This is a genomic window from Williamwhitmania sp. (genome assembly GCA_035529935.1).
In the GTDB taxonomy this organism is placed as follows: domain Bacteria; phylum Bacteroidota; class Bacteroidia; order Bacteroidales; family Williamwhitmaniaceae; genus Williamwhitmania.
In genome coordinates this window covers 1-11,969 of sequence record DATKVT010000041.1, presented here as the reverse complement: position 1 = coordinate 11,969, position 11,969 = coordinate 1, and the positions used below count along the sequence as shown (strand labels likewise).

General features: G+C 43.8%; 10 protein-coding genes. 8 read left to right on the top strand and 2 right to left on the bottom strand.

The features are described 5' to 3' along the window. The first annotated feature begins 315 nt into the window (after positions 1-315). The 8 genes from VMW01_02835 (at position 316) to VMW01_02800 (ending at position 10,720) form a co-directional block, all read left to right on the top strand. Complete coding sequence (locus VMW01_02835; GenBank protein HUW05174.1) at positions 316-888, top strand: hypothetical protein; 573 nt, start codon at positions 316-318, stop codon at positions 886-888. A 354-nt stretch (positions 889-1,242) separates the two neighbouring features. Further along, positions 1,243-2,991, top strand: coding sequence for an ABC transporter ATP-binding protein (locus VMW01_02830; protein ID HUW05173.1), 1,749 nt, complete (start codon positions 1,243-1,245; stop codon positions 2,989-2,991). Beyond that, entirely contained in the window at positions 2,981-4,744 is a 1,764-nt protein-coding gene (locus VMW01_02825; GenBank protein HUW05172.1) for an ABC transporter ATP-binding protein, read from the top strand. Before VMW01_02830 ends, VMW01_02825 begins: the two co-directional genes overlap by 11 nt. A gap of 196 nt (positions 4,745-4,940) precedes the next feature. After that, positions 4,941-5,687 carry a diphthine--ammonia ligase gene (locus VMW01_02820; protein ID HUW05171.1) on the top strand — a complete coding sequence of 249 codons (747 nt, stop codon included), beginning with the start codon at positions 4,941-4,943 and terminating at the stop codon, positions 5,685-5,687. Positions 5,688-5,748: 61 nt separating this feature from the next. Then, the gene (locus VMW01_02815) at positions 5,749-6,303 is read left to right on the top strand and encodes a DNA-3-methyladenine glycosylase I (protein HUW05170.1); all 555 of its coding nucleotides are present in this window, start codon (positions 5,749-5,751) and stop codon (positions 6,301-6,303) included. Positions 6,304-6,782: 479 nt separating this feature from the next. Then, positions 6,783-8,498, top strand: a complete 1,716-nt coding sequence (locus tag VMW01_02810) for a methyl-accepting chemotaxis protein (protein ID HUW05169.1) — start codon at positions 6,783-6,785, stop codon at positions 8,496-8,498. A gap of 302 nt (positions 8,499-8,800) precedes the next feature. After that, on the top strand, positions 8,801-9,736 hold the full coding sequence (gene queG, locus VMW01_02805; protein HUW05168.1) for a tRNA epoxyqueuosine(34) reductase QueG: 936 nt from the start codon (positions 8,801-8,803) through the stop codon (positions 9,734-9,736). Between the two features lie 3 nt (positions 9,737-9,739). After that, a complete protein-coding gene (locus tag VMW01_02800) occupies positions 9,740-10,720 on the top strand; it encodes a GSCFA domain-containing protein (protein HUW05167.1) in 981 nt (326 codons plus the stop codon). A 152-nt stretch (positions 10,721-10,872) separates the two neighbouring features. On the opposite strand, the gene VMW01_02795 is transcribed toward VMW01_02800, so the two are convergent. Together VMW01_02795 and VMW01_02790 are read right to left on the bottom strand one after the other, a co-directional pair. Further along, positions 10,873-11,259 carry a hypothetical protein gene (locus VMW01_02795; GenBank protein HUW05166.1) on the bottom strand — a complete coding sequence of 129 codons (387 nt, stop codon included), beginning with the start codon at positions 11,257-11,259 and terminating at the stop codon, positions 10,873-10,875. 13 nt (positions 11,260-11,272) lie between these two features. Next, on the bottom strand, positions 11,273-11,969 hold a 697-nt coding region (locus tag VMW01_02790), incomplete at its 5' end, for a hypothetical protein (GenBank protein ID HUW05165.1).

The following is an 11,969-nucleotide window of genomic DNA, read 5'->3' as shown; positions in this document are numbered from 1 at the left end:
GGTCTACTCTGGGTATCATGGCTCTTACATCGAGATGTGGTAATTTCTTGTAAGATACTGATATTCAGAGTATTTACCAAATATTTACGTGTTTATTTTACTGGTAATCAGGCATTTGTTTTTTTTGTCATGTACTAAGGGCATTGGGAGTAAAATGCTATTCAAATAAGCACTGATATAACAGTTGGGAATCGGTGGTTTGCGAGGGTTTGGTTCCCTCTTCAGGATTTTTGTCAGTGGACAGGAACGCAGCCCGAATACCCAACCGTTTCTTATTGTAAGACGTTATGTGCCTTGTTAAAAATCGCTTTTCAAATGGATAAAACTTTGTTGATTAAGAATATATGCGAATTATTGTTAGATAACAAAAAGCAGGACTGTATTGATTTTGCTAATGAAAACTACCCATTCATTGAGAATTTACCTCACAAAAGACAATATTCAAAATATCAAATGTGTAGTGTTTTTCTAAATGATGGATTCATTGATAGATATTCGGGTGAAAAATTACTATTTCCCGGATTGATTAAGATATTGACAATTGAGTTTCCAGATATTTTTAAATATCACAGAAATTGGAAAATGTCAGAAACTCACATGATTTACTGGGATTTATTTCCGACAATTGACCATTTAATTCCAATTACAAGAGGTGGACTGGACAATGAGAGTAATTGGATAACCACTTCGATGATTCGTAATTCAGCGAAGTCAAATTGGACAATAGAAGAAATTGGGTGGAAATTGCATGACAAAGGCCAACTTGATAATTGGGATGGATTAGTAAATTACTTCATAGATTTGACAAATAAAGACCTTAATTACGAAAAGGATAATTATGTAAAAGATTGGAAACATGGATTATTAAAAGCCATGAATGAAATATGAATAAACACAACACACAATGGAATTAAGGTATCTAATTAAAAAATATTATTGTGCATTTGAATCAACATGCGTCCTCGTTCTGATGAGGCTCTAGAATAAAAATTGAGTATAATATTTTAATAATAAGATGGCAAAGGTTACTAACCACTCTACACTTTCTGTAAACCATCACCCCGTTACTCGTCACTAAAAAAGTTGTAGCCTTTAGTCTTTAGGTCCGCCACGGCGCAACTCCAGCCTTCCGACTTTTTCCCCTCCCCTTTTATCGGCAAAATTCACTTATTGGTCGATTTAGCTTAGTTTTGAAAACTCTTTTCCGTTTCATTTGTCATTGTATTTCAGAGATCACTCAGAATGGGTAAAAAATTAAAACAAGCAAAACCGGGTAAACCAAAGGGGCCAAGCGTATTCAACCTGCTAAAACCCTACAGGGTAATGATTGTGTTTCTCCTGATATTTGCGCTGGCCAGCAACGCCGTCAACCTATTTATTCCCAAAATTATTTCTGGGGCCATCGACTCCTTTTCGGCGGGCAATTTTGTGATGAAAACGGTGGTGGTGGAGTTTATGGTGGCTGCCATGGTAATATTTATATTCACCTACCTGCAGAGTATTATCCAAACCTATGCATCGGAGAGGGTGGCGCGGGACCTTCGAACGCGGATTGCCGATAAAATAGCGGGACAGAGCTACGAGTATATTATCAACGCCAACCCCTCCAAGCTGCTTACTAACCTCACCTCCGACATCGACTCCATTAAGATGTTTGTGGCGCAGGCGGTGGTGATTATCGCCTCGTCCATATTCATGATTGTGGGCACCTGCGTTATGCTGCTCCTCATCGACTGGAAGCTGGCCCTGGCCATTATTGTAATTATACCCATTATTGGAGGCACCTTCTACCTTGTGCTAATGAGGGTGAGGCCCCTCTTTAAGCAGAGCCGCGCGGTTATCGATTGGCTCAACAAGGTAATCAGCGAAAGCATTATGGGCGCAGCGCTCATCAGGGTGATGAACTCGCAGCAACCCGAATACGATAAATTTCTGGCAGCCAACACCGATGCAAAAAACTTGGGGCTAGCCATCCTCCGGCTTTTTTCCATACTTATTCCCGTTATTACCTTTGTTGCCAACCTCGCCCTACTAACGGTTCTTGCGCTGGGTGGCCACTTTGTGGTGAACGGCAGCATGACCCTCGGTAACTTTGCCGCCTTCAACAGCTACATAGCGCTGCTCATATTTCCCATCATAATGATTGGGTTTATGAGCAATATTATTGCGCAGGCATCGGCATCCTACTCGCGCATTTACGAGGTTATGGAGGTGAAGGAACCGGAAGAAAACGGAACTATAGTAAGCGAGCTGAGCGGCAAAATCGAACTTAAAAACGTCAACCTTGCCTACAAGGGTAAGCCCATACTAAACAACATCTCCTTCTCCATTAAAGGGAAAAGCCATACGGCCATTATCGGGCCCACGGCAGCGGGCAAGAGTCAGCTGTTATACCTGCTCACCAGCTTGGTTTCACCCGATTCAGGATCGATTGAGTTCGACGGGAAACCAATTACCGATTACGACAAGGAGTCGTTCCACCACCAAATAGGCTACGTGTTTCAGGACAGCGCCATCTTTAACATGAGCCTGAGGGAAAACATAGCCTTTAGCGAAACGGTGACCGAGGAGATGATGAACAAGGCGTTGGAAACGGCAGAGCTCACCGACTTCGTTGAATCGCTGCCCGAGAAGCTGGAGACGGTGATCTCCGAAAGGGGAACCAACCTGTCGGGAGGACAAAAGCAACGAATTATGCTGGCGCGTGCGCTGGCTCTCAACCCAAAGATTCTGTTTCTGGATGACTTCACCGCTAGGGTGGATAGGAAAACGGAGAAGAAGATTCTCTGCAACCTCGAAAACAACTACCCCGAGCTAACCCTCGTTTCGGTTACCCAAAAGGTATCGTCGGTAAAGCATTTCGAGCAGATTATCCTGCTGATGCAGGGAGAGCTTATAGCAACAGGCACGCACAAGGAACTAACCGAGAGCTGTGCAGAGTACGTGCAGATTTCCAACTCACAAAAGAGCACCAGTCACTATGAACTATAACCTCAACCAGCTGGCCGACAAGGAGCAGAAGAAGAAGCTGGGAATAACAGCATTTAAAAAACTTTACTCGCTCATTCGGGAGGAGAAGCGCACCCTAATATTTGCACTGATTGCCATTGTGGTGAATGCGGCGTTGAACCTGCTGGGACCCTACCTTATTGGCCACACTATAGACACCTACATACAGGCAAAAGTTTACAAGGGAGTGCTGCTGTTTACAAGCATCCTGCTGGTTATGTATATCACAGCCTTCTTTACCAACTACCTTCAAATAAAAATGATGGGTGGCGTTGGGCAGCGCATGCTATTCAGCCTAAGGAATGCCGTGTTCACCAAGCTGCAGGAGCTGCCTGTTGACTTCTTCAACCAAAACAAGGCGGGCGACCTCATATCGAGAATCAACAACGACACGGACAAGCTCAACCAGTTTTTCTCACAGTCGCTGATGCAGTTCATTGGGAGCATATTCACCATGGTGGGCTCGGCCATATTCCTGCTCAGCATCAACTTTGAACTTGGACTTGCAGCTCTACTACCGGCGGTGGTGATTATCCTTTTCACCCGGAGCATTTCGCCTTGGGTGAAACGTAGAAATGCAGCAAACCTTAAGGCAGTGGGTGGTTTGAGTGCCGAAATTCAGGAAAGCCTCAACAACTTTAAGGTAATACTGGCATTCAACCGGCGCGATTACTTCAGAAGTCGCTTTAACGAGGTAAACCAGCGAACCTACCAAACCGCCATCAAGGCTGGTGTTGCCAACAACATCTTTATGCCGGTATATGGATTTTCGGCAAACATTGGCCAGATGATAGTGCTTGCCTTTGGTATATACCTAATAGCCACTCACTACTTTACGCTAGGATTGCTAATCAGCTTTTTGGCGTACATACAAAACTTTTACAACCCGCTGCGGCAGCTGGCGGCCCTCTGGGCCAACTTTCAGGTTGCCATGGCAGGATGGGATCGTATTTCCAACATACTATCGTTGCAGAGCAATCTGGAGGTTATATCGGAGAAAGAGGCAGAAGCTTCGGCCCCCTTCTTTGCCCTTCGAAACGTATCGTTCCACTACCCCAACGGCAAAGATGTGCTGCATCAGGTAAACTTTGAGCTGGAAAGAGGAAAAACCTACGCCTTTGTAGGGCCCACCGGGGGAGGAAAAACAACCATTGCATCGCTCATCTCGCGGCTGTATGATCCACAAAAGGGAAAGGTTATTCTGGATGGTAAAGACATCCGCTCCTATGAGGCCGCAGAAAGGACAAAGAAGATAGGCTTTATACTGCAGGAGCCCTTCCTGTTCACCGGCACGGTAAAGGATAATATACTTTACGGCAACGATGAGTATCAGGGTTTTTCGAACGAGCAGCTAGAGCAAGTAATTCTAGAAGCAGGCATTGGAAGTCTGCTCAACAGCTTTGAGCAAGGCCTAGAAACAAAGGTTCAGACAACAGGCGATGGTGTAAGCCTTGGCCAGAAGCAGCTCATTGCCTTTATGCGAGCCGTGCTGCGCAAGCCCGAGCTGCTTATTCTGGACGAAGCCACCGCCAACATCGACACGGTTACCGAGCAGCTGCTAGAATCCATTCTTCGAAATTTGCCGTCCACCACCACTAGGGTAATTATTGCGCACCGCCTCAACACCATTGCCGATGCCAATGAAATTTACTTTGTGAATTCGGGCAATGTAATTAGGGCCGGCTCCTTGGATGATGCGGTAAACCTGCTGCTTCATGGAAAACGGGTAAGCTAATTACCTGGCAAGTTATTTTAGGAAGATACTGTTGCAATTTTTGCAACAGTTCAAACCGAAGGAGATAGAAAGGTTGAAAGAAAGATTGAATACTATAATCTTGATGTAATCATATCCATCTGCTATAGAATAAAATCGCAACGAAGGGAACATTTCAGAATCTGGGCAAGTAAAGTTTTGAGGAATACTTGATAAAATGAAGGAAAAGGTCATATTCAACTGGAGCGGTGGCAAGGATTCCGCCCTATGCCTACACAAAATATTGCAGGCACAGCACTACGATGTAATGTGCCTACTCACCAGCATAAGCGAACAATACCAACGAATCTCCATGCATGGCGTAAGGGCCAAGCTGCTGGAAACTCAGGCCAAGAATATCGGCCTGCCCCTTTTAAAGATGGAAGTTCCCGACATGCCGTCGATGGAGGTTTATGAGGCGGCAATGAAAAAAACATTATTGGACTTGAAGGCAAAGGGTGCAACCGCGTCTGTTTTTGGCGATATCTTTTTAGACGACCTGCGCAGCTATAGGGAGAATAAGCTGGCCGAATTAAATCTCAAAGGAATCTTCCCTCTATGGAAAACCCCCACCGATAAACTTATCAGAGAGTTTATCGACTTGGGGTTTAAAACAATTATCACCTGCGTTAGCGAAAAATACCTTGACCAAAGCTTTGTAGGAAGAGTTATCGACAACAACTTTCTGAAGGATTTACCCAACAATGTTGACCCTTGCGGGGAAAATGGGGAGTTTCACACCTTTGTTTTTGATGGGCCAATATTCAACCAGCCCATTCCATTTGAGAAGGGAGAAGTTGTTTACAGAAAATACCAATCGAACCAGCACGAGAGCAATAATGCCACTGATGATGAAAGTGTAGGCGGTCCATTTGACTATGGGTTTTGGTATTGCGACTTGCTACCAAAGACTGATATGCAATAGCAGCATGTCTACCGAGCAAACGTACTAAGCTGTATAAAATAAATGCAACAACAATATTGATATGGAAAAGCCCAAATCGTACTGCGAAGCAATTAGCCACATGGAACAAAATAGTGTTCACCGCATTTACCACGACATTGGGTATGGCTTCCCCATTGAGGACGACAATGAGCTTTTTGAACGGCTGATTCTGGAGATTAATCAGGCAGGGTTAAGCTGGACAACCATATTGAACAAGCAAGCAAATTTCGAAAGAGCATTTCACCACTTCAACATCAAAACGGTTGCCTCTTACCAGGAGAGCGATAGAGAGCGGCTGCTGAACGACGCAGGCATCATCCGCAATCGCCTAAAAATTGACGCTACTATTCACAACGCGAAGGTTGTTCTACAGCTGCAAAAGGAGTTTGGATCATTCAAAAATTGGCTCGACCACCACCATCCCAAGACAAAGCAGGAGTGGATGAAGCTATTTAAGAAAACCTTTAAATTCACTGGCGGCGAAATTGTAAATGAATTTTTGGTAAGCACAGGCTACCTACCCGGTGCCCATATTGAAAGCTGCGATATCTACAAAAAAGTAGTTCAGTCAAAGCCGGCGTGGCTAAGTAAATAAGTCTAGATTATGACCGGCTTTGTCTGGCTACCACAGCGTTTCCTATAATATTTATGGATAAGGTTAGCCTGCCCAGTTTAAGGAAATACTCCCATGTTCTGAGGTCACAATCTTAGCACAGGCCCAGTAATTTCTCAGGGCATGGCAACCACCGGAAAACAAATGACCTATAACTCAACGGCCCAAACAAAATAAAAAAACTAAAGCGATATATATCTATGCGTTACAGAGCTATCAAAGGCAAACACAATAGCTATTAATTATTATACCGTTTCTGTTTTTTCTATATTTGCGGAGTCAGATTCCAACATTTTACAAATTTTTCTGTTAAAAAGTACATCTAAAATAATTTCGCTCATCAACATTGATCGAAGACTTGAAGGTGAGTTACCCTGCCATGGTTGATCTGCCATGCTGAAAATTACGCCAAATCAAAAAAAATTCACTTACCAATATGATAACCTCAAAAAACGGCTACCATGAAATTCAACAACCTATTACTAAAGAGCAAATTTATTTTTGGCTTTGGCGCTGTAATCGTCCTGTTAGTAATCATTACCCTCATTTCCATTAATGGATTCAAAGGAGTAATTAGCTCCTCCAAAAAGCTTGCGCTCAGCGACGGTATTAGAGTAAGCCTACTGGAGCATTACAACAGCCATCTCCTCTGGTCCAAAAACCTAAGCCAAGGCATCTACTCCGACGAGCATAAAATTAACGTACAGCTGAATTACACACTCTGCGCCTTTGGAAAATGGTACTACGGCGACGAACGTCGTGAGGCCGAAAAGTTAATTCCCGACCTTAAGGAAGTATTTAAGGCCATGGAGGAACCGCACAAAAAGCTACACGAAAGTGCCCAACGCATAGAAAAAGAATATGAATTAGCATTACAGAATAACTCAACAGCGGAAGTTGACAGTGCGCGAAGAATATACCAGGAAGAAACGCTAAAGTATCTGGCAACAATGGGACAGCTGTTTACGCAAGCAATTGACATTACTGTTCAAGCATCTAACAAGGCTCATCAAACCGTGGAAAGCGACGCAAATCAAACGCAGTACTACACGGCCATTATAGCACTACTTGCCATTTTACTAGCCATTTTGGTATCCTATATTATCTCACAAAGTATCCTTAAAAACGTGAAGATTGGAGTGGCGTTTGCCAACGAAGTTTCCGACGGCAACTTGTCAGCAAACATTGAGATTAAGTCGCACGACGAAATCGGCATGCTTCTCAACACATTTAAAAACACCGTGGCAAAAATTCACGATGTTGTTGAAACCGTGAGTCATGGTTCGGATAGCTTATCCAAAGCATCTGATCAGCTAAGTGGCATTTCTCAGGAAATGTCGCAGTGGACAAACGAGCAGGCGGCTTCAGTGGAGGAGGTATCTTCATCAATGGAGGAGATGGCTGCCAATATTGATCAGAATTCCGAGAATGCTGTTCAAACTGAGAGAATTGCCATACTAGCCGAGGAGAAGATGCAGGTTGTGGGTAAAACTGCCAACGACAGCCTATCCTCCACGAAGGAGATAGCCGATAAGATTACTATAATTACCGACATTGCTTTCCAAACAAACTTACTTGCACTCAACGCTGCCGTTGAAGCCGCGCGGGCTGGTGAGCATGGAAAAGGCTTTGCCGTTGTAGCCGCCGAAGTTCGGAAACTTGCCGAAAGGAGTAAAATAGCGGCAGAAGAAATAATTATGCTTTCGCACAAAACGGTAAAAACATCGGAACACGCCACACAGCTCATTAACGACATTATTCCCGAGATCAACAAAACAGCAAAGTTGGTACAGGAGATTGCAGCAGCAAGCAAGGAGCAAAGTTCTGGGGCAGCACAAGTAAACATGGCCATTCAGCAGCTGAATCAAGCAACACAGCAAAATGCAGTCGCTTCCGAAAAGGTCGCTACAAATTCAGAGCAGCTGGCTAACCAAGCGAATTTGTTGATGGACACTATTGGATTTTTCACAATAGATGAAAAAATCGCTAAAGCAAGCATGAGTTATCAAAGTACTGGCAGGGGAAGAAACATTAGCAATATCGCCTCCCAGACCAGCACAAAAAAAACCACAATGAACCCTCAAGGTTCTAAGACCAAGCCAATCCTCCCATCGGGAAAAACGGCTACCATAAACCTGAAAGATATCACAAACGACAATGAGTATGAGAAATTCTAATAATCAGTGATCTAATTGGCATTCATTCTAAACCAGTTCGGATAAGGAAGATATCGATATTACATTACCACTTCATAGCGCCAGTAGGGTAGGCCTGTTGAATATTACTTACACATCCAAGTTGCCTATGAAATAGGATGCTCCTTCCTTTTTCACACAACAAACTATTTTCCAAGTTGGCTCCTTTCACAAATATTGGGGGTGAATACCATATACAAGGTTGTTTTCGTGTGCAACATAGCGTTAACCCCAACCCTATTTTCCCTTACCTTTGCAGCAGTAATAGCATCTGGGTGAATAGCATGGATAATTGTATCAGCCAAAACATAAAGGAAAGAGTAAGGAGCAAGGCGCTGGAGCTGGGATTTGAGGCTTGCGGCTTTGCAATTCCAGAGCGTCTTGCAGAAGAGGAACCTCGACTTAAGGAGTGGCTTGATAATGGCCATCATGCAGGCATGGGTTACATGACCAACCACTTCAACAAGCGCCTAGATCCTACACTACTGGTTGAAGGGGCAAAAACTGTAATCACCCTGCTTTTTAGCTACAATTTTGGTGCATCGCAAAAGGCAGAAGCACCTCGGGTTGCTCGCTACGCTTGGTTTCGCGACTACCACAAGGAGCTGAAGCAGCGTTTGAAAGTGCTGATGGCATTCCTTACTGATGAAACCGGCATTACCGTAAATGGGCGCTACTTTACCGACTCGGCCCCCATACTAGAGCGGGCGTGGGCAAGCCGTTCAGGGCTGGGCTGGATTGGCAAGAACAGCCTGCTCATTCACCCCAAGCTGGGTTCCTACACGCTTCTGGCTGAGCTGATTGTTGACCTAGAAATAGAACCCGACCAACCATTTGGCAACAGCCTTTGCGGTGCCTGCACCCGCTGCATCGATTCCTGCCCCACGGGTGCCATTATTGCCCCCGCAGTGGTGGACGCCAACCGTTGCATCTCCTACCATACCATTGAGCACAAAGGTCCCTTTTCTGCCGAACAGGAGCAGCTGGTGAATGGCCACGCGTTTGGCTGCGATATTTGTCAGGAGGTGTGCCCATGGAACAAAAAACCAATCATGGCATTACAAGGAAAAGTTGCGATTAACGACCAACTACTGGAGCTATCCGCAGCGGATTGGCGCAGCTTAAATGAAGATCGAGTTGAGGAAATTTTTAAAGGTTCAGCGGTAAAACGAGCCGGTTTTTCGGGAATAATGCGTAACCTTAGGCAACAAAACCAATAAGTCATGGAATTCCGTACCATCGTTACCCCTGCCCCACTGGACGATAAGTTGGGATATAAATCCAAAACGCTCTTTATGGGCTCCTGCTTTGCGACCAACATGGGCGAGCGATTGGAAGAGTTAAGGTTTCCTGTAATGGTGAACCCATTTGGCGTTCTCTACAATCCATTTTCCATTGCCCAAAGCATTAACACCCTCTTGACCGGAAAGCCATTTACCGAGGAGCAGCTCTTCTTCCACTCCGGGTTATGGTCCAGCTTCTACCACCACTCTATATTCTCCTCATCCGAAAAGGAGATTTGCCTTCAAAACATTAATAAATCGCTTGCAGATGGATTTCAGTTCCTAAGCACCGCCGATTTTTTGGTAATTACGCTTGGAACTACTTGGGTATACCAGCATCGAAAAAACAGGATAGTGGTGGCCAACTGCCATAAGGTTCCGGCCAAAGAGTTCGACCGATTGCCCATGACGGAGGAGGAGATTGTTCAGGTGCTGGGGCACGCCATACTTAAACTTCGGGAGGAGCTGCCAAACCTCAAAATTATTTTAACCATAAGCCCCATTCGGCATTGGAAAGATGGCGCAGTGCAAAACATGATAAGCAAGGCTACCCTCATAATGGCAGCCCAAAAGCTGTGCGTAGCATTCCCATCATGCAACTACTTCCCTTCCTACGAAATTATGATGGACGACCTGCGCGATTACCGCTTCTATGCCGAAGACATGCTTCACCCATCGGAGCAGGCTATCGATTACATTTTTGAGAAATTTAGGAATTGTGCCATCGATGAGGAGTCCAACGCCATAATGAACGAGGTAGAAAAACTGGTAAGAGCCACCAAGCATCGTCCGTTTAATCCCGATGGCGAGGATTACCAGCGGTTCTTAAGCAGCCACTTGAAACAAACCCAAGCGCTGCAGGAGCGCTACCCGTTTCTCAATCTTCAGGGAATTGAGGAAAAGTTTGAGAGTAAAAAATAAAATCCTATTGCGGAACTTCGTATCAAATTATGATGAACAAAAGTGGGTCGGTGAACAGTTCACCGACCTAGGTCCAATACGCAATATGATTCTAAGGCATCGACAACTCGTTACCAAAAAATGGAAAAAGAAATTTTCAGGCACTTCCTTTTCTAAATATGGCCAGGTTTATAGGAAGCTACAATTAATAAGAAGATAAATGATAGAAGACAATATAATATGACAAATAAACCTCCAACAATTTTCATCTTTTTGTTTTCATCAGCAAATTTCTCCTTTATAATCAAATATTTCTTTTTATGCATAAAAAGAAAATAATTAATGATTAAAAGAAACATCATTAAATAAACTCCGTCTAACGGCTTATTAATAAACCTTTCTAAAACATTTCTCTTCTTTAGCAAAGCTCCAATTGTAAAGATATTAGCAAAAAAAATTATACTTGCGGTCATAACGGATAAACCTGCAGCCGTTAAACTATCTTCACCTTTTGAATGCATTAAAAACACCTTATAATAAAGGTAATACAATACTTTCATATGTTATTTATTTTTAATCAGATCCCAAACTATCATATAACCAATCGAAACCGCCAGCTGTATCTATGGTCGAAACTAGTATCGATAACCCTGTACCAAGGCCGGGTGCAACAAAATTTACGAGATTTAAGCCAACTGCAATTCCATTAACTGCTAATCTTGCATAATTAGCAGCATTAGGTTGGTTATATAGATTTACTGTATTAGCTGCAAGGCTAATTGTATTTCCCAGATAACCGGCCCATTTTGCTGCTGTGGCAATTTTACCTATAACATTTACTGCTTGAATTTCTCTTGTAACTGTTGAAACGGTTGTCGTTAAGCCTCTAGAGGCCTCACCATACAATCCAGAACCCAATCCCAATCCAAAAGAAGCGCTTAACGCTGAGCGAGTATATTCTCCATTCGTGCTATAGCCACCGTTTTCTGAGGCATCACCATTATTATCTGCCTCACTGTACTCAATATTATCAGGTTCTGGAGCATCGTCAAAATCCTCAGGGAAACTATCATCAGGCTCGCTCCATCCTTGGTCATTATCACCACCACCTGAGGGCAAGCTAATAAACGGGTCAAAATTAATGTCCACATAAGGATTTATTGGTTCAATAAAATCAGTAGCAATTACTCTTGGGAGCAGTTCAATCGAACCAAGCTCAGCAAGCGAACAGGTTTCAAAGAGCGTTACGCTAAGGTAGCAATTAACTTGA